General features: G+C 70.4%; 20 protein-coding genes and 1 pseudogene. 12 read left to right on the top strand and 9 right to left on the bottom strand.

Translation table 11 applies throughout. The features are described from left to right. Window positions 1-884 precede the first annotated feature (884 nt). Entirely contained in the window at window positions 885-1,031 is a 147-nt protein-coding gene (locus QSK30_RS20620) for a hypothetical protein (RefSeq protein WP_285504991.1), read from the bottom strand. Window positions 1,032-1,072: 41 nt separating this feature from the next. Between QSK30_RS20620 and QSK30_RS20615 the strand changes: the two genes are divergently transcribed. Continuing rightward, entirely contained in the window at window positions 1,073-2,941 is a 1,869-nt protein-coding gene (locus QSK30_RS20615; RefSeq protein ID WP_285504989.1) for a helicase-associated domain-containing protein, read from the top strand. A 170-nt stretch (window positions 2,942-3,111) separates the two neighbouring features. Here QSK30_RS20615 and QSK30_RS20610 read toward each other — a convergent pair whose 3' ends face one another. The 7 genes from QSK30_RS20610 to QSK30_RS20580 form a co-directional block, all read right to left on the bottom strand. Continuing rightward, window positions 3,112-3,999: an SDR family NAD(P)-dependent oxidoreductase gene (locus tag QSK30_RS20610; protein ID WP_285504987.1), complete on the bottom strand. Its 888-nt coding sequence runs from the start codon at window positions 3,997-3,999 to the stop codon at window positions 3,112-3,114. After that, window positions 3,996-5,183 (bottom strand): zinc-dependent alcohol dehydrogenase, encoded by a 1,188-nt coding sequence (locus tag QSK30_RS20605; RefSeq protein WP_285504985.1) that lies wholly within the window; start codon window positions 5,181-5,183, stop codon window positions 3,996-3,998. The genes QSK30_RS20610 and QSK30_RS20605 overlap by 4 nt, the downstream gene beginning before the upstream one ends. A 23-nt stretch (window positions 5,184-5,206) precedes the next feature. After that, complete coding sequence (locus QSK30_RS20600) at window positions 5,207-5,791, bottom strand: alpha/beta hydrolase (protein ID WP_285504984.1); 585 nt, start codon at window positions 5,789-5,791, stop codon at window positions 5,207-5,209. 467 nt (window positions 5,792-6,258) lie between these two features. Continuing rightward, a complete protein-coding gene (locus tag QSK30_RS20595) occupies window positions 6,259-6,675 on the bottom strand; it encodes a DUF6892 domain-containing protein (RefSeq protein ID WP_285504983.1) in 417 nt (138 codons plus the stop codon). Window positions 6,676-6,808: 133 nt separating this feature from the next. Beyond that, entirely contained in the window at window positions 6,809-7,663 is an 855-nt protein-coding gene (locus tag QSK30_RS20590; protein WP_285504982.1) for an RCC1 domain-containing protein, read from the bottom strand. 37 nt (window positions 7,664-7,700) lie between these two features. Next, entirely contained in the window at window positions 7,701-7,961 is a 261-nt protein-coding gene (locus QSK30_RS20585) for a hypothetical protein (protein WP_285504981.1), read from the bottom strand. Window positions 7,962-8,059: 98 nt separating this feature from the next. Beyond that, window positions 8,060-8,698: an HSP18 transcriptional regulator gene (locus tag QSK30_RS20580; RefSeq protein WP_285504980.1), complete on the bottom strand. Its 639-nt coding sequence runs from the start codon at window positions 8,696-8,698 to the stop codon at window positions 8,060-8,062. Window positions 8,699-8,861: 163 nt separating this feature from the next. Between QSK30_RS20580 and QSK30_RS20575 the strand changes: the two genes are divergently transcribed. The 8 genes from QSK30_RS20575 (at window position 8,862) to QSK30_RS20540 (ending at window position 16,827) form a co-directional block, all read left to right on the top strand. Then, on the top strand, window positions 8,862-9,296 hold the full coding sequence (locus tag QSK30_RS20575) for an Hsp20/alpha crystallin family protein (protein ID WP_285504978.1): 435 nt from the start codon (window positions 8,862-8,864) through the stop codon (window positions 9,294-9,296). Between the two features lie 248 nt (window positions 9,297-9,544). Further along, entirely contained in the window at window positions 9,545-9,982 is a 438-nt protein-coding gene (locus tag QSK30_RS20570; protein WP_285504976.1) for an SRPBCC family protein, read from the top strand. An 82-nt stretch (window positions 9,983-10,064) separates the two neighbouring features. Next, a complete protein-coding gene (locus QSK30_RS20565; protein ID WP_285504974.1) occupies window positions 10,065-11,345 on the top strand; it encodes a GAF domain-containing protein in 1,281 nt (426 codons plus the stop codon). Between the two features lie 439 nt (window positions 11,346-11,784). Further along, window positions 11,785-12,759, top strand: a complete 975-nt coding sequence (ppk2, locus tag QSK30_RS20560; protein ID WP_285504972.1) for a polyphosphate kinase 2 — start codon at window positions 11,785-11,787, stop codon at window positions 12,757-12,759. Window positions 12,760-13,053: 294 nt separating this feature from the next. Then, complete coding sequence (locus QSK30_RS20555) at window positions 13,054-14,016, top strand: glycosyltransferase family protein (protein WP_285504971.1); 963 nt, start codon at window positions 13,054-13,056, stop codon at window positions 14,014-14,016. Continuing rightward, window positions 14,010-15,290, top strand: a complete 1,281-nt coding sequence (locus tag QSK30_RS20550; RefSeq protein ID WP_285504970.1) for a glycosyltransferase family 2 protein — start codon at window positions 14,010-14,012, stop codon at window positions 15,288-15,290. Before QSK30_RS20555 ends, QSK30_RS20550 begins: the two co-directional genes overlap by 7 nt. 158 nt (window positions 15,291-15,448) lie before the next feature. Continuing rightward, window positions 15,449-15,646, top strand: a complete 198-nt coding sequence (locus QSK30_RS20545; protein ID WP_285504968.1) for a CDGSH iron-sulfur domain-containing protein — start codon at window positions 15,449-15,451, stop codon at window positions 15,644-15,646. Next, a complete protein-coding gene (locus tag QSK30_RS20540; protein ID WP_285504967.1) occupies window positions 15,643-16,827 on the top strand; it encodes a carboxylate-amine ligase in 1,185 nt (394 codons plus the stop codon). The genes QSK30_RS20545 and QSK30_RS20540 overlap by 4 nt, the downstream gene beginning before the upstream one ends. A 584-nt stretch (window positions 16,828-17,411) precedes the next feature. Here the strand turns inward: QSK30_RS20540 and QSK30_RS20535 are convergent. Further along, a complete protein-coding gene (locus QSK30_RS20535) occupies window positions 17,412-18,722 on the bottom strand; it encodes an NAD(P)/FAD-dependent oxidoreductase (RefSeq protein ID WP_285504965.1) in 1,311 nt (436 codons plus the stop codon). Between the two features lie 134 nt (window positions 18,723-18,856). On the opposite strand from QSK30_RS20535, the gene QSK30_RS20530 reads away from it, so the two are divergent. From QSK30_RS20530 to QSK30_RS20520, 3 genes and pseudogenes are all read left to right on the top strand, one after another. Beyond that, a complete protein-coding gene (locus QSK30_RS20530) occupies window positions 18,857-19,282 on the top strand; it encodes a Fur family transcriptional regulator (RefSeq protein WP_285504963.1) in 426 nt (141 codons plus the stop codon). Between the two features lie 25 nt (window positions 19,283-19,307). Then, window positions 19,308-21,584 carry a catalase/peroxidase HPI gene (katG, locus tag QSK30_RS20525; RefSeq protein WP_285504961.1) on the top strand — a complete coding sequence of 759 codons (2,277 nt, stop codon included), beginning with the start codon at window positions 19,308-19,310 and terminating at the stop codon, window positions 21,582-21,584. 287 nt (window positions 21,585-21,871) lie between these two features. Next, window positions 21,872-22,652, top strand: a pseudogene (locus QSK30_RS20520) (transposase family protein). Window positions 22,653-22,723 lie beyond the last annotated feature (71 nt).

Raw genomic sequence — 22,723 nt, 5'->3', positions numbered from 1 at the left:
ACCAGAGCCCCAGTGGCCCCCGCAAGACCTCTTCGGCAGGGCACTCGCGCAGCTCCCGCCTTCCTGGCTGGTTGAGGCAGTCCCACTGGCGCCCGGTTGGAGAGAGGGAACGCACGCGGTGGGGACGGGTCCGAGCGACCCGTCCCCACGCCGCCACTCGGGCGCGGACAGGCTGGACGATGACTCAACCACCAGGCTGCCGGTAAACCCGCTGGTCAGCCCTGCTCACATCCTTCGGTACTCCCGCCGGGCGACGGACAGGTCGCACACCCGTCCTGCGCACCCGCATGTCGGTGATCACGATCTCGGGGCGCAGACCGAGAGCCAGTGGTTCGCCCGCTTCGACCGAAGTCGCTGTGTCGATTGGTGTCGGCGAATAGATCGGCTTCGGGCAGACTCGACCCGGACCGGGACCGGACAGTCCCGGAAACCCGCAGCTCAAGGTGCTACGACTCCGCAGGAATGACCGTGGCCCTCGGCGAGGGTGTGCGTGCGCGGATCCTGCGGGACGGCAGGCGCGTGGGGCTCGGCGGCGAAAGGCCGCGGCCTGATCGGCCACAGGTCTTGTGGGTCATTCGGTCCCGACGGACGAAGATCTCTGGCGGGGTCGCGAACGCACTGGCGTCGCCGCCCTCGCCGCAGCGCAAGCAGTGGGAGGTGCCGAAGGCGGGCCGGACCCGCCGGGCTGACGAGCGGCAGATGACGGGTACCCGGCAAGCGGGTGCGCTCATCGGTTCCGCACAGGTGTGCGGGTCTACTCGCCGCAGAACTCATCGAGGCAGCGGTGATCGCGTCGATGCGCTGCACCGACACCGGGTGTTAGGCGCCGCCGATGCGCTGCTCGACGTGCCCGGCGGTGAACGCGGCGAGCACCCACAAGCTGATCACTCGTCGAGGCCGTCATCGAGCGGCAGTGGGACGTCTCCCTCTGGGATTCCATGTGGGGAGTGCAGGTCCTTGATGAATCCGTCGTGGTACTCCAGCTCGTGGACCTTGCTGACGCCCTTCACCAACGCGACCCGGTCGCGCATCTGGGCGACGCGAGAACCTGGTGCTGGGCAGAATGCCTGGTATGGACACCGGTTCGTTCGCGCGGTACCTCGGTCGGATGGACCGGGCGGAGCTGGCTGAGGTGTTGCGGGTTCGGCCGGAGGTGCGGACGGCGCCGGTGCCCGATGGGCCTGGGGCGCTCGCGGAACGGTTGAGCGGTCGCGGGTCCTTGGCCGCGGTGCGGTTGGTGAGCCGGGACGCGGTGGCGGCGGGGCAGGCCGCGGCCGGCTTGGGGCCCGGGGCCACCGTTGACGCCGTGGCGGCGTTGACCGGGGGGCGCGGGGAAGCGGTCCGGTCGGCGCTGGGCGAGTTGCGGCGGGTCGGGGTGGCGTGGCCGGATGGGGGCGTGGTGTGTCTGGTACCGCCGGTCCTGGCGCGGTTCACGCGGGCGACCGGCCACATGGAGGTGACTGGACCGCCGGCGGTTGAGCTTGGTCGGCGCGGTGCGGACGGTGAGTTGCGGTCTTCGGTGCAGCACCTGCTGCGTGTCGCATATGCGTTGTTGGACACGAGCAGGCCGATGGTGGGGTTGCAACGGGGTGGGGTCGGGGTCCAGGAGCGGCAACGGTTGGGGGCGGCTCTCGGGCTGGACGATGACTACCTGTTGTTGGTGCTGGACCTGCTGTTCGCGGCCGGGTTGTTGGTGCAGGTCGGGACGGCTTTCGAGGTGACCGCGCGGTATGAGCGGTGGCGGGGGGCAACGCCGGCTCAGCAGTGGGCCGAACTGGCGTGGGCCTGGTTCTGGTTGTCCCACTCCCCGACCGCCCGGCGGAGCGCGGCGGTGTCGAAGGTCGAGTCGCCGCATGCTCGGGCAGCCCGGTGGGCGGTGCTGCGGGCGGGACGGGACGGGTTGTCGGTCGAAGGGGTCGCTGCCGCCGCCTACTGGTTCTGCCCGGCGGTGCATCAGCACGCCGTCGGGGTTGTTCGTGAGGCGACGATTGTGGGGGTGGTGGCCGGTACTGCGCTGAGTGTGTGCGGGGAGGCGTTGTTGGCCGCACGCGACACGGAGGCGCTGGCCGCTGCGGTGGCCGAGGTGGTGGTGCCGATGCGGTGCGAGGTGGAAGTGCTGGACGACCTGAAGGCCGTGGTGTTCGGGCAGTTGACGGTCGAGGCCGCGCGGGTGCTGGAGGCTTCCGCGGAGAGCCTGGTGGAGGACGGGGCGCGGGTGTGGCGGTTCACCGCGGCGAGTGTCCGGGCGGCGTTCGCCCAGGGGTGGACCCAAGAGTCCTTGCTGGCCTCCCTGGACGAGCTGACGCGGCACAACGTGCCGTGGGCGCTGCGGGCACTGTTGGGAGAACGCGGGCGAGGGCAGGTGCGGTTGCGGGAGGTGGGGTGCTGCGTGGTGGCCGAGGCGGATGTCATCGCAGAGGTGTTGCGGTTGCCCGGTTTCGCGGAGTTAGCGCCGACTGTGGCGGGAAGTGCGATGCCGACGTCGGAAGTAGTTACCCAGTTGCGGTCGGAAGGGTTCGCCGTGATCGACGATCCGTCATCCGGGAGTGTCGTCGTCCGGCGGCCGCGGAAGGCGCGAGTGGCCGCCCCGGTGGAACAGGTGGAGCCAGTTGCGGTGGACCTCCCCGACCTGGATCCGGATGAGCCGTCCACGGCGCAGATCGTGCGAGGACGGAACCGGAAGCTGTCGAAGAAAGCGGTGTCGTTGTTGGCCGGGGCCATCGACGAGCAATCCGACGTGCGCATCGACTACGTCGACGGGAAGGGCGAAGCCTCCAGGCGCACCATCACGCCGATCAGATGGGACGGGCCGTTCCTGTTGGCGTGGTGCCACATGCGGGAGGCCGACCGGCAGTTCAGAGTGGAACGGATCAAGTCGGTGTCACCAGCGCCGAGTTCGACCGCCGAACCGGTCGACTCCACGGCGACCAGGGCCGAGTAGTCGATGTCCGACGGTGCGGACCGGTCACCGTCCGTCCTGAGTGGACCGCCAAGAACACGCCTGACGACTGTCCACGTGTGGTTAGCATTCGCGCTGCGCGACGGTGTCGACCAGTCGCGACGTATCGCCGGACGTGTACGAGCCCCTCAGATCCGCGGGAAGGGGTGCGCTCAGCTGGGATCTGGCCAGTGCCCGTGGACGCGTTCTTGGGCGGGCACTGGCTTGTTGACGTTGCCGGGTGTGGGTTCCGCACGCCCTCGGGTGAGCGCGCCCAGTCGGAACAGGGGGCCGACTAGGCGGTCGTAGAGCAGCGGTAGAAGTCGGAATCCGGTGATGATGACAGGGTTTCCGGGGCCGACAGGTACGGATACGTGCTTGCGGGGTCGGTCGGCGAGCCGCGCGATCGCGGCCCCTACGCGTTCGGGGGTCAAGACCGGCCAGGGTGGGCGGGTGGGGTGGCCGGTGTAGTTGGCGGCTTGGTAGTAGATGGGTGTGTTGATGCTCCCTGGACTCACGATGCAGACGTGGACGCCGCGTTCGCCGCGGGTTTCCTGTTGCAGGGTGCGGAGAATGGCGCGTTGCCCCCATTTGGCTGCCGCGTAGGCTCCCATCTGCGGCACGGTGACCGAGCCCAGCAGCGAGTTGACCCCGATGAAAACGCCCGCGTGTTGGCGTCGCATGACCGGGAGTACCGCTTGGGCCAGGTGGACTGTGCCGTGCACGGCGTTGTCGACCACGCTGGTGAACACATCCGCCGGAATGGCTTCCACGGTGCCGTAGCCCATCACTGTCGCGGTGTGCACCAGCACATCGACGCGTCCGCGCCGGTCGAGGGTTCGCGTGATGATCCGGCCTGCCGCGCTCGGGTCGCCGATGTCGTCGGCGATCGCGTCCACGTCACCGGCTCCCGCGCCGCGGCACGTCGCCGCGGCGGTGTCGAGGGCCTCGGCGCTGCGCGAGACCAGCACCAGGTCGTCGCCGCGGGCGGCGAACGCCGTCGCGGCGGCCAGCCCGATCCCGCTGCTGGCGCCGACGACGACCACGACCCGGCCGGTCACGGGTTGAGCACCACCTTGACGCAGCCGTCGGACTTGTCGCGGAACATCTCGTAGCCGTTCGCGGCCTCGGCGAGCGGTAGGTGGTGGGTGGTCAGGTCGAGCGTGCCGAGCGGGTCGCTCGCGTCGAGGACCAGCGGCAGGATCTCGTCGGTCCACCGACGCACGTGGGCCTGGCCCATGCGCAGCTGGATGCCCCGGTCGAACATCTCCATCATCGGCATCGCGTCCACCTCGCCGCCGTACACGCCCGACACCGACGCCGTCCCGCCCCGGCGCACGCCCTTCACCGCCGCGTGCAGGGCGTCGAGCCGGTCGACGGCCATCTTGTCGGTCACCTTCTGGGCGATGGCGTCGGGGAGCAGGCCCATGGCCTTCTGCGCCGCTGCGACGAGCCGCCCGCCGTGTGCCTCCATGCCGACCGCGTCGATGGTGGCGTCCGGACCGCGGCCGTCGACCATGTCGATCAGCGTGGCGGCGACGTCGTCGACCTCGTCGAGGTTGACGGTCTCGGCGCCGTACCGCGCGGCGAGCGCGAGCCGCTCGGGCACCCGGTCGACGCCGATGACCCGGCCCGCGCCCAGGTGCGCGGCGATGCGGACGGCGAACTGCCCGACAGGGCCGAGACCCAGGACCGCGACCGTGCCGCCCGTGGGCACGTCGGCGTACCGCACTGCCTGCCAGGCGGTCGGCAGGATGTCGGAGAGGAACAGGAACCTCTCGTCCGGCGTGCCCTCGGGCACGACGATCGGCCCGAACTGGGCCTGCGGCACGCGCAGGTACTCGGCCTGCCCGCCGGCCACCGATCCGTAGAGGGAGGTGTAGCCGAACAGGCTCGCACCCTTGCCCTGCTCGCGCACCTGGGTCGTCTCGCACTGGGCGAACAGGCCGCGCTCGCACATCCAGCAGTGGCCGCAGGAGATGTTGAACGGCACCACGACGCGGTCACCCACCGACAGGTGTCCGGCGGCCTCGGCGCCCACCTCCTCCACGATGCCCATCGCCTCATGTCCGAGGACGTCACCGGGCTTGAGGTACGGGCCGAGAACACCGTAGAGGTGCAGGTCGGAGCCGCAGATCGCGGTCGAGGTGACCTTGATGATGGCATCGGTCGGGTGCTCGATGCGCGGATCCGGCACCTCGGTGACCTGAACGTTCTGATTTCCCTGCCATGTCAGTGCTTTCATGACGACTCCTCGGTCGATGGGGGTCAGACGGTCGCGAACGATTCACCCGACAGGACATGGGCGAGCGGGCCGCGCGGATCGTCCGGGGCTTCACCGAGCAGGGTGGCCGTGGTGAAGTCGGCGGCCAGTCCTTCAAACGTTTTGCGGCGGCGCAGCATCGTGTGCTCGCCGTTGTCGACTCGGATCACACTGACCTGCCCGGTACGAGCGAGCCGACTGGCGGCGGCGCGCGCGCGTCCTGGGCTGGCCACCCGATCGTTCGCACCGTGCACGACGAGAACCCGACGACCGGTGGCATCGACGTCGCCGTCGTGGGGGTAGACCCAGGGTGCGAGCGCGACAACGCTGCGCACATTCTCCTCACCTACGCTCAGGATCGCCGCCCGCGCGCCGAGCGAGTGTCCAATCAGGCCGATCGGTGTATCCGGCGGAAGCTGCGCCCGGATCCGTTCCAACGCCCAGCGAACGTCGTCGACCGGGGTGTGCGAGCCATTCCACCCGCGCACTGAGTTCAATAGCCGCCACACCGCCAAGCGCCCCCGTCCAGCATGAGCGACGCGGTGGGCGATCGGGATCATGCGCACCACTGAAAGCTGCGTCGGGCTCACCGGCGTGGCCCCACCCCGGCTACCGCCACCGTGCAGCACGACCACCGCCCCCGCAGGCGACTGCCGGACACGGGTAGGAACGAGACGTGCAGTGGTCTGCAGGTCACACCTCCGTCCCGGACGTGGTCGGCGCGGCCCGCTCAACCGGTCGCGGACGGCATACCCTCGCCTGTCGCTCGCAAACGGACGAACTGAGGTGGAACTGTCGAATCCGACACTGCGTCTCCCACCGCCGACAGCCCGCCCGCTGGGTTTCCAGGGCACCCGATGGCTGGTGCGGATCGCGATCGGCGGGAAGGTGCCGCGCGGCGCGTGGACTTGCGAGAACGATCGATCCACGTCGTCCTCCCGCGATGTGGGCCATCGCGGGAGGCACCACGATCGTCAGGTCCAGGCCGGTACCAACGAGATCACCAAGGTCCAGGCCCGGCTGGCGGAAGTGCCCGACGGTGTCGACCGCAGCCGGTTCAGAGCCAGTCCGCCTCGATCCCGCGGGCACGCAGCGACTCCAGCGCCTCCTCGTTGCCCGTGTAGAACAGTGTCATCGACTTCAGGTGCGAAAAGTGCCGCAGGTCGGCGAACTCGTCGACGTCGAACAGTCCGTCCTCGCCGTCCCAGCCCGGCGCGATCTCGAGGTAGATCTCGTTGCCGCCGTCCATCTCGATCTCGGTGATCTTCTCCGCGAGCTCGACGGGGACCTCGAGCGCCTCGAAGTAGGCCAGAGCCTCCGGCACCGCCTCGGCGCTCGCGACGTCGTAGGTGAAGCCCTGCTCGGCGGCGTACTCGCGCAGGTCGAACCTCGGCAAGAGGTCCTGGTTGTACATCAGCTCCTGGACGATGGCGAGCTTGAAGTTGCCGTCGGCGAAGGGAATCGGTTGGCTCATACCCGAACCATATAGGCGGGGATGACACCGCCGTCCGAGACGTCATCTTGTCCCTGACCCAACCGGCAGTCGGGAGGCCCATGTCCATGAGGTGGATGTGCAGGAACACCGAGGCAGCGGTTCGGCGCGCTGTTCACGTGCTGGGTTGAATTCCCGACCAGGACTCGACGTCGCATTGACCATGGAGGTTGTTCCCAGTGCTGACGACCGTACCATCGGCACGCGCTCCCAGGGTATGGAGGGAACCTGCGGCCACCGCGACGATGTCTCGCCAATTGGCGACTTCGCACTGTCCGTGGGTGTTGTCGCCTGCCGCGAGGACTCGTCCATGCGCTGTGACTCCGACAGTGTGATAGCTGCCCGCGGAGACCGCCACCACGTTTTCCCACTGCTGGACGTCGCAGGCCCCGGTCGCCCGCTCCCCCGTCGCCAGAACACGCCCGTCGCTTCTGAGAGCGACCGTGTGCAGATAGCCGGCGCCGACGGCGGTCAGGTCCCGCCAACCGTCGACAGAGCACTGTCCTCGGCGATTGATTCCCACGGCCAATGCCGAACCGTCCGCCCGGATTCCGGCTGAATGCCAGTCGCCACAGGACAGGGCCACGATCTCCCGCCAGGACCGCACGTCGCACTGGCCTTCCGAGCCTCGGCCGGCTGCCAGCACCGTGCCATCCGAAATGAGCCCGAGTGTGCGGCGCCAGCCCGCGGCCACGGCCACGACGTCACGCCACGCGGCGACATCGCACTGGAAGTCCGCGTTCCACCCCGTGGCCAGCACGGTGCCGTCCGATCGAAGTCCGACCGTGTGGGACTTCCCGGTGTTTGCCGCGCTGTGCACATTGCCCACCGCCACAGAAACGACGTCACTCCAGCGCTCGACATGACACTCGCCGGCCGCATTGTTTCCGGCGGCAAGAACCGTTCCGTCCCGACGACGACCGACCGAATGACGCCGCCCGGCCGCCAGCGCCGATGCGTTTCCTCGCATTTCACTCCTCGCCGGCCACTGTGGACGTCTGTTCATCTCATCGACTGTTCATCTCATCGACGGAGAAGACGTCGACGACGCCCCCTGGAAAGGCGAACCGACTGTGCGGGTGTTCAACTCGGTGCGGCCAACGAAGATCAGAGTAACGAGCGCATCGGAGAGGGCGTTCGGCGGCCGTTGCGCGTTCGCTCGCCATCACGAGCGCGGCGAGGCCAGCCGAACCGGTGAAGGTGATCACCGTCAGGCCGATGACCAGCGCCGAGTGTCCCGGGTCACCGACGAACGCGGTGTGGTCCATGAACGCGGCGTCCTGGGCCGCTGTCTGCTCAACCGCCCGTTGTCGCGGCCAACAAACAGAACAGAGGACTGGTCCGCCGGGGCACAGCGCGCGCGAGTTCAGGTTGCGGTGTCGTGGCGGGCGCGGTCGGCTTGGTCGCCGACGGCGGTGATCTGGTCGGCGAGGTCGGGGTGGGTCTCGCGCAGGTGGGGGCCCGCGTCGGCGAGTGGGTCGAGCAGGTCGGCGGTGTCGTTGCCGGCGAGGGCGTCGGTGACGCCCTCGACCGAGCGCCTGCCGTCGTGGCCTAGCCCGTCGACCGCGCTGACCGCGGCGGCGAGCCTGCGCAGCAGGACGGCGTTGTCCCGGGCCCAGCGCCCGACCGCGCGGTCACCGGCCCGGCGGTCGCGCTCGGCGCGGACCCGCTGCTCCCCCGTGCTCGTCGTCGTGCCGTCCGGGCGCAGCCGCAGGTAGCGGCGCTCGGCCGCCTGCCTGCTGGCCACCCCGAGCGCGGGCGCGATCCGGGCCCAGCTGACCCCGGCGACCCGCGCCGCCTCGATCAGCCGCGGTTCCCAGTCGGCCAGCTCGTCGCGGATGTGGCGCAGCAGGCCGAGCGCGGCCAGCACGTCCTCCGCGACCGCGTCCTGCTGCCCCGCGACCGCGCGGACGAGGGCGAGGTCGGCCACCGCGTCGTCGCGGGTCCGTTCCGCTCGCAGCCGCGATCGCGCGACGTCCCGGTCGTCCTCCATGCGCTCGTCCATTCACCCGTCGGTCGTCATCTGGACGACAGCGTAGCTCCCCCGACCTGGGCAGAACAGCCATGAGCGTCGTCACATCAGCGACATCGTGGTTGTCATCGTTGTGATGACGTGTTAGAAATGTCCTGCGCGTTGACGACCGAGCGACAACACAGGAGGTGGAACGATGTTGATGCGCACCGACCCGTTCCGGGAGCTCGACCGGTTCGCCCAGCAGGTGTTCGGCCAGGGGACGTGGTCCCGGCCGACCTCCATGCCGATGGACGCCTACCGGGCCGGGGACGAGTTCGTGGTCTCCTTCGACCTGCCCGGCGTCGACCCCGACGCCATCGACCTCGACGTCGAGCGCAACGTGCTCACGGTCAAGGCCGAGCGCAGGCCGCAGGAGAGCGCCGAGGGTGTGGAGCTGCAGGTTGCCGAGCGCCCCAGCGGCGTGTTCAGCAGGCAGCTGTTCCTCGGCGACACCCTCGACACCGAGCACATCAGCGCCGCCTACGACCGCGGTGTGCTGACCCTGCGCATCCCGGTGGCCGAGCGGGCCAAGCCCCGCAAGATCGCCATCGAGGCCACCAGCGGCGACCAGAAGGTCATCAACGCCTGACCGACCCGTTCTACGTCGACAACGCGCAGGGCCGGGCACCCTCCCGGCCCTGCGCCGGCGTTCTGGTCGGCGCACGACGGTGGCCATGGCCAGCGGCCGTGATCGCTGATCGACCCGACCATCGGCCGCGGGCCAGGGGTCCACAGTGGTCGTCCGGAACACATCAATCTCGCCGCGTCGAGTAACCAGCTCCAGTCCGGGTACCCAGGTCCAGGATCGCGCGTCTCCCGGCCGACAGGAGAGTTGCCATGGGCGCTGTCACGCACTACATCGAGGTGCACGCCCCCGTGCAGGCCTGTTACGACTGGTGGCGGAACCTGACCAGGCTTCCCGAGATCATGACCGACGTGCGACAGGTCACGACGAGGCGAGGTCATCCCGACATCACCGACTGGGAAGTCGCGGGCCCCATGGGCAGCACCCTGGAGTGGACGGCACGGATCGTGGAGGAGGCCTCTCCGCGCAAGATCTCGTGGAGCACCGTGGGCGATGGCGATGACGTGGCCAGTCGTGGGGCAGTCAGCTTCGTGGACAAGGGGCGAGGCCTGACCGGCGTGGAGATCCAGCTCGAGTACTCGCCGCCGGTCGGCAAGGTCGGCGAGGTGATCGCCGCGATCTTCGACGACCCCCAGTCGAAGGTGGAACAGGCCGCGGTCGAGTTCAAGACGTTGATCGAAGCCCGCTGATGCCCCTGGCGTTTCCCGGCCGAGACGGTGGGTACCAGGTGATGGTGCGAGCATGGCCTCTCCACGAGGAACGGACCACACCATGACAGCGCCATCAAGCCAGCACCCCCGCGCCGCGGAGCCCGCGGTCGCCGGACAGGCGGAGGAGGACCTGCGGGCGCTGTTCGGGGAGTCGATCGCGGTGTTCGCCTCACTGGCGGGCCCCGCGCACCTGGTAGAGACGGCGAATCCCGCGTTCTTGGCCACCATCGGCGGGCAACGGGCCCGTACCGGTGTCCCGCTCGTCGAGTCGGCCGGTCAGGGCTTCGTCGCCCTGCTCGACGAGGTCTACCGCACCGGCGAGTCCGCCACGGTCCGCGATGTCCGGGTCGTCCTCGACTCCGGCCCGCACGCGCGGGAGGCGTTCTTCGACCTCACCTACGAGCCGCGGCGCGACGTCGAGGGCGGCGTCGTCGGGGTCCAGGTGATCGGTGTCGAGACCACCCAGGTCAAACACGCCCAGCAGCTGATGACCGAACACCGCGCCCTGCTCGAGCAGATCGCCCGGCAGGCACCGCTGACCGAGGTGCTCGACGGGATGGCCCGCTGCATCGAGAACCTCACCCCGCAGGAGGTGCTCGTCTCCGTCCTGCTCGCCGACGGCGCGCACCTGCGCCACGGAGCCGCGCCCAGCCTGCCCGACTTCTACAACCAGGCCATCGACGGGATCGCCACCGGCGAGGGCATCGGCTCGTGCGGCACGGCCGCCCACCGCCGGGAACCGGTCATCGTCACCGACATCGCCACCGACCCGTTCTGGGCCGACTTCCGAGACCTCGCCGACCGGGCCGGACTGGCCGCGTGCTGGTCCACGCCGATCCTGGCCCGCGACGGCAGCCTGCTGGGCACCTTCGCCATGTACCACCGGGTCCCCCGCGTCCCGCAGGACTTCGACCTCGCCCTCGCCCGGGTCTTCGCGGGCACCGCGGCCCTGGCCATCGAACGCCACCACAGCGAGCAAGCCCGGCGGGACGCTGAAACCCGCGCCGAAGCGGCCCGTGACGAGCTGGCCAAGTCGATACACACCGAACGGGAACTGCGCGCCGAGGCCGAACAGCGCGCCACCGCGGCCGCCGAACTGGCCACGCGGATGCGCGCCGCCGCGGCCGCGCAGGCCGCCGCGCCGCACCCCGAGCACTGCCGACTCGGCGGCGCGGACGGGTGCACCGCGCCGGCCGAGCTCAAGGTCGCCGACTCCTGGGGCGACGCGGCCTGGGGCTGCCAAGCCCACGCGGCAGAAGCCATCATCCACGTGCGGTCGGCCTTCATCGCCAGCGAGGAGCTCGGCGGGCTGAACGCGTACATCAACCGCCGACCCGGCTGACCACTACCCCCCGAGGGACAGGCAGGGTGGTTGTGGTGCGGGCCTGGTGCGGGTGACCGGAGCCGTGGTGGTGGACGTAGTGGGCGATCACGCCGTCAGGCTCTGGTAGAGGCGTTCGTAGCCGCCGACCATCGCGGTGAGCGAGCAGGTGCGCCCGCCGTGCAACCTGACCGGACCAGCCCCGCCGGGGCCAGGCGATCACAGGTCCAGGTCGACTCCATTGTGGACGACGGTCGCGACTGGGCACGCACGCGCCTGCTCGGAGGTCTCCCGAGAGGTGAGGCATACAACTGGGGTCTGGGCTGGTTCCTACCGCCCCGCATCCCTGAAGCCCTTACCCGCCAAGCAGAACGCGGGTCCGGGCCGACACCGGCCGGCGCCACTGCGACGCCGGGCGAAATGTCGGATTGGTCCGGGGATGGGCGGGTACTAGGAGTGCATGACCGACCAAGGGCTCCAGGCCGCGGCGAAGATGTTCCCTGAACCGTCCGACGAGGTGGATGTCCGCTTCCCCGAGGGCGAGGAGCCGGTGCTGCTCCGCTCGGACGGCACGGTGGTGGACACGTGGCGGGAGAACTATCCGTTCCGAGAACGGTTGGGCCGCCGGGAGTACGAACGGGCCAAGCGCTTGCTGCACATCGAGATGCTCAAACTCCAGTACTGGGTCCAGGACACCGGGCAGCGGGTGGTCATCGTCTTCGAGGGCCGCGACGCGGCGGGCAAGGGTGGCACGATCCGGCGGTTCACCGAGAACCTCGATCCGCGCGGCGCTCGCGTGGTCGCGCTGGGCACCCCCACCGAACGCGAGCGGGGGCAGTGGTACTTCCAGCGCTACACCCGACACCTGCCCACCGCGGGTGAGATGGTGCTGTTCGACCGGTCCTGGTACAACCGCGCGGGCGTCGAACGGGTCATGGGGTACTGCGACGACGAGCAGTACCAACGATTCCTGCGGCAAGCCCCGGTCTTCGAGCGGATGCTCGTCGACGACGGCGTCATCCTGGTCAAGCTGTGGTTCTCGGTCTCGCGCGCCGAGCAGCGCACCCGGTTCATCATCCGGCAGGTCGACCCCGTCCGGCGCTGGAAGCTCAGCGCGAACGACCTGGCCTCCCTGGACCGCTGGGACGACTACACCCAGGCCAAGGTGGCGATGCTGCGCGCGACCGACACCGCCCAGGCACCCTGGACGGTGGTCAAGAGCAACGACAAGCGCCGCGCCCGCATCGAGGCCATGCGCAGCGTCCTGGCCCGCCTCGACTACACCGACCGCGACCCCGACGTCATCGGCGAACCCGACAACCGCATCGTCGGCGCCGCCAACACCCTGCTGGAACAGGGCGAGGACGACTCCTCACTCAGCCCGACACCGATCGCCCCGGAACTCACCGACGAACCCGGGCTGCACCCCGACTAGCCCTCGGCGCGGGCGGGGCCCGGAAGACGCGATGGCAGACATGGGCGCGGCGCTGTTCGGGTGACTGTGTCCACGGTGGTGCGCCAACCGTGGTCTGTGACCCGAAGCAGCTGAGCAAGAGGTCGGTCCTGGGTGTACGGGGTTTGTCGATATTCCTGGCCGGGCACCCGCGTCCGTGTTCACAGTCTGCTTGCAGCGGGGCTCGCTCACGCCCGAGGCGCGAGTTCACCTGCCGCGCCCGCGTGTAATCGGCGGCGCGTCCCTTGCCGCGCCCGCGGGGTCGGGAGTGGGGTCGTGAAGGTCGGCTCGTACGCCCCCGGGCCGCCCGGCCACGGTGTCGTCAGACACGCTGCCCTCGTCGTCGACCTGGCGCGCCCGCACGGGATCTGGCCCGTGCGGGTGCGCGCCGACCTCACCCACGCCCAGTTCACCGACTCCCTCTTCGGAACGGGTATCGCCAGGTCGACCACGGCGTTCTTGGAGTGGGCCACCACCGCGCCGCGGCCCTTGGTCGTGACCTTCCACGACGTACCGGGCGGCGACCCGGACTCGAACCGGGACCAGGCGCGGGTCGAGGGTTATCGGCGGGTGGCCCAGGTGTGTGACGCCGTGGTGGTGTCCTCGGAGCACGAAGCGGTGAAGGTCCGCGGCTTCGTCGACCGGCCGGTGCACGTGATCGATCTACCGCTGCCGTCCTTGTCCGCACCGGGCCCCGTGCCGTGGTGGGCTGATCGGCCGGTCTTGGGTGTGCTGGGGTTCATCTACCCCGGCAAGGGCCACGAGGCGGCCATCGATGCCGCCGCGCGGAGCCCGTTCAACCCCCGGGTCGTGGCGGCGGGCGGGGCGAGTCCCGGTCACAGCGGACTGATCCGTTCGCTCCGCGAACGCGCTGCCGACCGCGGCGTGGACCTGGTCATCACGGGCTCGCTCCCCGACCCGGCCATGGCCGCCGCCGCGGCCGCCATCACCGCGCCGCTCGCGCTCAACCACCGGGTCAGCGCCAGCGGCACCCTGCTCACCTGGTGGCGGTCAGGTCGTCGACCCATCACCGCCGCGGGCGACTACGCCAGGGAACTCCACCAGCGCCACCCGGGCGCGCTCGCGCTCTCGTCGGACGAGGCCGAGCTCGACCGCGCGGTCGCCGAGGCGCTGCGCTCCCCCGGGCACACCTGGCTCGACCGTGTGCCCGCCTGGCCCGATGCGGGTGCCGCGCACGCCCGCCTCTACCGGTCCTTGAGGGCGGGCAAAGCGTGGTGACCGATGTCTACGTCCCGCACAACCGGTGGGACCTGCTCGACGTGCGCGCCCCCGTCGACCCGACGATCAGCGTGGTGGTCGCCCACTACGAGCAACACGCCCAACTCGCTCGCGTCCTGGCTGCCCTGCGCGCCCAGACCACGCCGCCCGCGGAGGTGATCGTCGCCGATGACGGGTCCGCCACCGCTCCGGTGTGCCCGGGCACCAAGGTCCTCACCCAGCCGGACCGGGGGTTCCGCGCGGCAGCGGCGCGGAACATGGGCGCACGGGCGGCGCGCGGCGAGGTGCTGGTGTTCCTCGACGCCGACACCGTGCCCGGACCTGACTTCCTCGCCGCACTCACCCAGCGGGTCGCCCGCTGCCCCGACGTACTCGCCGTCGGACGACGCGAACACCGCGACCTGAGCGCCCTGCACCCCGGTGCGGACCCGTCGACGGCGCCGGCCCTGCCAGCGCCCGCCTGGCTCGTCGAGGGGTACCGGGCGAGCGGCAACCTGCTGCACACCGACGGCCGCGGCTTCCGCTACGTCATCAGCGCCGTCCTGGCCTGCCGGGCGAGTCTGTTCACCGACCTCGGCGGATTCGACGAACGCTTCACCGGGTACGGCGGAGAGGACTGGGACCTGGCCTACCGCGCGTGGAACAGCGGGGCCGTCCTCGTGCACGAGTCCGACGCGCTCGCCTGGCACGACGGTCCCTCCTGGGAAGGGCGCACGAACCCCGACGACCTCGACGCCCAGACCGCCCGTCTCGCCGCGCTCATCCCCGAACCCGGCACCCGGGGCGCCCCCCTGCCCGCCAGTGTCCCCGATGTCTTGGTCGACCTCGCACCCGGCGCCGACGTAATCCGCACGGTCCATTCCTTGCTGCGTCAGGACTTCCGCGACCTCAGGGTCTGTCTCCCGCACCACGCCGACGACCAGACCCGTGCCCTCTACGCCGGTACCGCGGACGGCACCGCGTGGTCACCGGACCAGCGCCGCCGTGCCCGAGCCCACCTGCTGGTGAACAGCCCACTCCCCCCGGGCGCGCTCACCCGGGCCATGCGAACGCTGGTCGACGACGACCTGGCCCGCGTCGTCATCACGGCGGGGGGAGCGCCCGGGGCCGTGCTGTCCAGCACCCGCGCCACCGGCCGAGTCCGACGGTGGGCGGGGCTCATGCCGGCCGACCAGGTCCGGTCGAGCTTCGGCACCGGCGCCCTCGACGTCGGGAGCGGACCAGCCCCGCGCGACACCCTGGACGGCTTCTTCCACAACGGCTGGGGAGGATGACGAACGGATCGTGGTGTCCGATGGCACTGGGTCAGTTGCGGAAGCGACTGCATTCGGTTGTCACCGAGGTCCGGGACTACCGGATGGAGGAGTCCAATCGCGACCGCCACCGGACGGAGCGACGTGTGGCCGAGGCGGTGAGTGGGTAGACCGTCGCCATGGCAGCGGATCCGGCGACGACCATCACCGTCTACGAGGGTGGCCCGCTGCTCATCCGGGGCGACTTCGAAATTCGCACCCAAGACGGTGGGACCGTGCAGCGGCCCACGATGGCCCTGTGCCGCTGCGGTCCATCGGCGATCAAACCCCTGCACAAGGTCGGCAAGCCTCGCACCTCCCCCACCGATCCGGAATGACCACCTCCACCGCCGCGGGCGAGCCCACCGATGGTGTGACAATCGGTGTCGAGGAAGAGTTCCTCCTGGTAGACGCCGACACAGCCGCACCTGCCGCGCTGGCCCCCGCCGTCTTGGCCTCGGCCCGGCAGTCGGACCTCTCCACGACGCGGTTCCACTCGGAATTGTTCGCCAGCCAGGTGGAAGCCAGCACGGGTGTGTGCCGGGACCTGGCGGAGTTGGGTGCCCAGATCCGGCACGGCCGCGAGGTGCTGACGGCGGCGGCCGCGGAGCGCGGGCTGCGCTTGGCCGCAACCGGGGTGCCGATAGTGGACGGACCACCGGTGCCGGTTTCCGAGGGCGAGCGATTCGCCGCCATCAGCACCCGGTTCTCCGCGCTCATGGCCGACTACCAGGCGAGCGGCTGCCACGTCCACATCGGCGTCGCCGATCCCGACACCGCGACCGCGGTGCTGAACCACCTCTCACCCTGGTTGCCGACACTGCTCGCCCTTTCCACCAACTCCCCGGTTCGCGGCGGTCGCGACCGCGGGCAGGCAAGCCTCCGGATCGCCGACCAGACACGATTCCCCGGGTTCGGGCTGCCCCCGTGGGCGGCGAGCGCGGCCGACTACGACCGCCACGTCGACCGGCTGATCGACTGCGGGGTGCTCGTCGACGAACGGATGTCGTTCTGGCTTGTCCGTCGATCGGCACACCTGCCGACGGTGGAACTGCGCGTGGCCGACACCATGGTCCGACCCTGGGAAACCCTGCTGCAAGCCGCACTGAGCCGAGCCCTGGTCCGCACGGCGCTCACCGAACTGGCCCTGGGCCACGAGGCCGGGCCGGTGGACCCGCAAGTCGGCGCCGCCGCGGTGTGGACCGCCGCGCGGTTCGGACTGGACGGGCCCGCCGTGGACCCAGTGCGGGCCCGGCCGACCACGATCACCGACCGGGTGACCGAGTTGACCCGGTGGGTCGGCCCGGCGTTGGCCCAGACGTCCGACACCGATTTCGTGCGAGCCGCCCTCACCGCCCTGGCAGACCACGGCACCGGCGCCCGCAGGCAACGAGAAGCCGCACGCCACGGGATCGCGGGTCTGCGCAGTGCGGTCACAGCCCAAGTGGACGCTATTGACGCCCGGACGGCTCCCTGTGATCCGCCCACAAGTGGACCCCTGGCGACCCCGACAAAATGACAGCGGAACCGTCACAACTAAGACCTGTAAGGGCATCACCGACATCGGCCCGCGGTGCGCGCGCTCGCTCATGGTGGCGAGTGTTCCGCCGTCCACCCCCGCTGGCTGCCGCGCCACCGCCGATCCTACGGGCCAGACCCGGGCCTCCGGCTCCAGCAACTCCCCCGGGTTCGACACCCGCACCTCGGTGGGATCCTCGACCACGGCGGACCACGTCCCGACGCTGTGGTCTATGACGCTGTGGTCTATCCGGCTGCCCACCACGGGCGAGGCGGGGTCGACCCGGCCGGATGTGCGAGGCAGCGCGGGCAATCACCGGCGGTGCCGGGCAGGTGCGGCTCAGGGGCCGTGGCCGAGTCAGCCGCCCCCGCAGGTCGCAAGAGGACACTGATACGTCCTGATAGGGCCAATTCATCCCGCATGGTCACCAGGTCCGCGCCCACCGCCACCGCCGACTCGAGGTCCGACACGAGGGCCGCGGTGCGCCGCCACCTCGAACTCGGCCAGCTCACGATCCACCTCGGTGCGCAGCCACTGCTCGTCAGTCCCGGCGGTCCAGCCGCAAATCATCTGGGACAGCGGCGTCAGGCGCGCACCGGTTCCAGGATCACTCGCTGGTTGCGCCGTCCGGTGGTCACCGTCCAAGCCCACTCCGCCAGCACCGCGGCCCGGTTGCGCCAACCGACTAGGAAAGCCAGGTGCACCACCGACCAGGCCACCTTGCCCACCAGCCCTCGCAACCGCAGACCACGCACGTCGGCCACCGCGTCGCCCGCGGAGATCGTGGCCATCACGCCGAGGTCGAGGTAGCGGAAAGGCCCCGGCGCCGAGCCACCAGCGAGCCGGGCGCGCAGCACCTTCGCGACGTACTTGCCCTGCTGGATGGCGGGTTCGGCCACCCCGGGCAGGTCTCGGTGGTTGGCCGTGTCCCCGATGACGAACACCTCCGGGTGCCCGGGCACCGTGCAGTCGTCGCGCACCACGAGCCTGCCCCGCTTGTCACTGTCCACTCCGGCCGACGCGGCCAGCTTGGCCGTCAACGGCGCCGCGCGGACACCGGCCGCCCACACGACCGTGCCCGCGCTCAACCGCTCCGGCTCGCCACCAGCGGTGGGGGCGCTGACGACGCCGTCCTCGTCGACCTGCTCGACCTTGCGACCCAACCGCACGTCGACGCCCAAGGCTCGCAGCTTCGCCTCGGTGTGCCTGCGCAGCGCGGGCGCGTACGGCGGGAGCACGTGGTCCAGCGCGTCCATGAGCACGACGCGCACCTCGTCCAAGTCCAGTTCGGGGTACTGCCCGCGCAGCGTCCGCCGGGTCATCGCGGCGAGCTGGCCCGCCAGCTCCACCCCGGTGGGCCCGGCGCCGATGATCGCGAAGGTCAGGTCGCGGCGCCGGACCGCGTCCACGGTCGCCACCGCCGCCCGCTCGAACGCGCCGAGCACCCGACCACGCAGGGCCACCGCGTCGTCGAGGGTCTTCATCGGCGGCGCCCACCGGCGCCACTCGTCATGGCCGAAGTAACTGTCCGTGCTGCCGACCGCCACGACCAGGGAGTCATAGCCCAGCAGCCGGGTCCGGCCGTCGGTCTGGGTGAGGGTGACCGTGCGCTCCGCGACGTCGACGTCGGTAGCTTCCCCGAGCACCACCCGGTTGCGCTTGCCCAGCACCTGCCGCAGCGGCGGCGCGATGTCACCGGGCGGCAGCAGCGCCGTGGCCACCTGGTAGAGCAGCGGCTGGAACAGGTGGTGGTTGACCCGGTCCACCACGACCACCTCCGCGTCGGTCCGACGCAGGCCCCGGGCGGCGTTGAGCCCCCCGAAACCCGCCCCGACCACCACCACGCGGTGCCGGTCACCGGGTCGGTCCACGATCACGTCGGTCCGCTCAGCCATACCGCTCAGGTACCCACTGCCCGGCCGGGCACACACTGGTCGCCCGCGTGACCGCGATGGCGTGCCCGTGGCACCGGCCTGGGTTGTGACGGCTTAAGTTGAAGAGTTCCAGAAACGGACCTACAGTCGGCCGGGTGACGTCCGATGCCGAGGTGAGGCTGCGAGCGGCCTCGTTGCGGGTGACGCGGCCCCGGCTGGCGGTGCTCTCGGTGTTGCGCGACCACCCGCACGTCGACACCGAGACGGTGATCTCGCTGGTGCGGGTCGAGCACCCCGGCGTGTCCCACCAGGCGGTCTACGACGTGCTGCGGGTGTTGACCGACGCCGGTCTGGTGCGGCGGATCCAGCCCGCGGGCGCGACGGCGCGCTACGAGTCGCGGGTGGGCGACAACCACCACCACGTCGTCTGCCGCGCGTGCGGTGCGATCGCCGATGTCGAGTGCGCCGTCGGTCACGCTCCCTGTCTCACCGCCTCGGATGACCACGGGTTCGTGGTCGACGAGGCGGAGGTCGTGTTCTGGGGCACGTGTCCCGACTGCGCGGCCCAACGCACCACCTGATGATCCGAAGGTTGAGAGGAAGCACATGAGCGATCCCAGGGCGACGCCCACCACCAGCGCGCAGGGCGTGGACGAGCAGGCGGCGGCGGGCTGCCCGGTGGCCCACGACTCGGTGACCGCGCACGGCAGTGAGAGCGAGAACCCGGCGATCGACGCGCCGACCCCGAAGACGGGTGGCCGGCCGCGCACGGTCCGGGATTGGTGGCCCGACCAGCTCGACCTGTCGGTGTTGCACGCCCACTCGTCGAAGGGCAACCCGCTGGGCGAGGACTTCCGCTACGCCGAGGCGGTCGCCGCTCTCGACGTCGAGGCGCTCAAGCGTGACATCGTCGAGGTGCTCACGACCTCGCAGGACTGGTGGCCCGCCGACTTCGGCCACTACGGCGGTCTGATGATCCGGATGAGCTGGCACGCCGCGGGCACCTACCGGATCCACGACGGCCGCGGCGGCGCGGGCGACGGCGGCCAGCGCTTCGCCCCGCTCAACAGCTGGCCGGACAACGCCAACCTGGACAAGGCGCGCCGGCTGCTGTGGCCGGTCAAGCAGAAGTACGGCCAGCAGGTCTCGTGGGCCGACCTGCTCGTGCTCGCGGGCAACGTCGCGCTGGAGTCGATGGGTTTCAAGACCTTCGGTTTCGCCTTCGGCCGCGAGGACGTGTGGGAGCCGGAGGAGATCTTCTGGGGTCCGGAGGACGCCTGGCTGGGTGACGCGCGCTACGCCAGCGACACCGAGATGGTGCCCGAGGTCGGCGCGACCGAGATGGGCCTGATCTACGTCAACCCCGAGGGGCCGCGCGGCAGCGCGGACCCGGCCGCGGCGGCGCACTTCATCCGGGAGACCTTCGCCCGGATGGCGATGAACGACGAGGAGACCGTGGCGCTGATCGCGGGCGGCCACACCTTCGGCAAGACCCACGGGGCGGGCATCGCCGACGACCACGTCGGCCCGGAGCCCGAGGGCGCCCCGCTGGAGAACCAGGGCCTGGGCTGGCTGAGCACCCATGGCAGCGGCAAGGGCGCCGACACGATCACCAGCGGTCTCGAGGTGACCTGGACCGACGTGCCGACCCAGTGGAGCAACCGGTTCTTCGAGATCCTCTTCGGCCACGAGTGGGAGCTCACCACCAGCCCGGGCGGCGCCAAGCAGTACGTGGCCAAGGACGCCGAGGCGATCATCCCGGATCCCTTCGACCCGGCCCGCAAGCACAAGCCGACCATGCTCACCACCGACCTGGCGCTGCGCGTCGACCCCGCCTACGAGAAGGTCTCCCGGCGCTTCCTCGAGCACCCCGACGAGTTCGCCCAGGCCTTCGCCAAGGCCTGGTACAAGCTGCTGCACCGCGACATGGGTCCGGTCAGCCGCTTCCTCGGCCCGTGGGTGCCCGAGGCCCAACTCTGGCAGGACCCGGTGCCCCCGGTCGACCACGACCTGGTGGGGGACGCCGACATCGCCGCCCTCAAGGCGAAGGTGCTCGACTCCGGGCTCACGACCGCCCAGCTGGTCACCACCGCCTGGGCCGCGGCCGCGAGCTACCGGTCCACCGACAAGCGCGGCGGCGCCAACGGCGCCCGGATCCGCCTGGAACCGCAGCGCGGCTGGGAGGTCAACCAGCCCGAGCAGCTCGCCACTGTCCTGGCCGCCCTGGAAGGCATCCAGCGGGAGTTCACCGAGGCGGGCGGCGCGAAGGTCTCGCTGGCCGACCTGATCGTGCTGGCCGGCTCGGCCGCCGTGGAGCGGGCCGCGCGCGAGGCGGGCGTCGAGGTGAGTGTGCCGTTCCACCCGGGCCGCACCGACGCCACCCAGGAACAGACCGACGTCGAGTCGTTCGCCGTCCTCGAGCCGCGCGCCGACGGGTTCCGCAACTACGTACGCCCCGGCGAGAAGCTCCAGCCCGAGGTGCTCCTGGTCGACCGCGCCTACCTGCTCGACCTGACCGCCCCGGAGATGACCGTCCTGCTCGGCGGTCTGCGGGTGCTGGGCACCAACGTCGGCGGCACCCAGCACGGCGTCCTGACCGACCGACCCGGCGTGCTCACCAACGACTTCTTCGTCAACCTGCTCTCCCCCGGCACCCGCTGGCAGGTCTCGGCGTCCCAGGAGCACGTCTACGAGATCCGCGACTCGACCACCGACGAGGTGAAGTGGACCGCCACCGCGGTCGACCTGGTCTTCGGCTCCAACTCCCAACTCCGTGCCCTGGCCGAGGTCTACGCCAGCCAGGACGCCCGCGACAGGTTCGTCACCGCCTTCGTCGCGGCGTGGACCAAGGTCATGGAACTCGACCGCTTCGACCTCGCCTGACCCCCAGCCACACTGACGAGCCCGGCCGATCACCCTCGAACGGCCGGGCTCGTTCGCGACCAGGACGGGACTCGTGATGACGGCCGAGTCTCGTTCGCAAGGACTACGCGCCGGGCTGGTCGGGCGGACGTGTGCAGTGAGCCCTTTTCATCCTGATGTGGATGTGTTGGCGTACAGGGGATGTTGATCACAACTGGTCGATGGTCGGCGTGTCGGGTTCCAGACGTGGCGAGGGCCCTGGTAGCAGAGGTTTCGACCAAGATCGTTCCGCACCTCAGGGGCTTCACGTGTTGTTCTACCGTGCCGCACTGCCGTTGTCGCATCAGACCCTGACTTTTGTGTCTGGACTCGTCCGCGCCCACTGCCGGGAGTTGGGGTCGGTGTGGCGCAAGCTCAACCCAGGACGGCAGGCACTGCTTGGGCTGGTGTACCTGCGCAAGGGTGAGCCGTTCGCCGAGGTGGGCGCCGGGTTCGAGGTCTGCACGACAACCTGCTGGCGTTATGTCAACGAAGTCGTCGAGTTGCCGGCCCGGCGGTCCCCGAAGCCGCGGGAAGCGTTGGGCGGGGCGAAGCGGCAAGGCATGGCCCATGTGGTGATCGATGGCACGTTGATCCCGATCGACAGGGTCGCCGCGGACCGACCGTTCTACTCGGGTAAACACAGGATGCACGGGGTGAACCTGCAGGTGATCGCGTCCCCGGATGGGACGATCGGCGTGGGTCTCCGGTGACCTGCCGGGCAGTACCCACGACACCGCCGCCGCCAGGATCTTCAACATCCTCGCCGCGCTGCGCGACGCTGGGCTGATCGCTGTGGAAGACAAGGGGTGTCACGGCTACGACCAGACCGGCCGTCACGTGATCACCCCGTACAAGGGTCGTAACAAACCCGAGTCGCAGAAGGACGCCAACCGCGCTCATGCCCGCCTGCGCGGCCCCGGCAAACGCGCCAACGCCCAACTCAAGACCTCGCGCATCCTGCGCAAGCTCCGCTGCTGCCCCCGCCGCGCCGGCCGACTCGCCAAAACCATCCACGTCCTACAGAACCACGAGGCCACCGCAGGATGAAAAAGGGCTCAGTGATGTCGAAAACGCTGTGGACGTCGGCCCGCCTGTCCGGTGGCTGATCCTTCGCCCGC

This window comes from Actinokineospora sp. NBRC 105648, assembly GCF_030269645.1.
Classification (GTDB): domain Bacteria; phylum Actinomycetota; class Actinomycetes; order Mycobacteriales; family Pseudonocardiaceae; genus Actinokineospora.
This window is presented reverse-complemented; position numbering and strand designations above follow the sequence as displayed.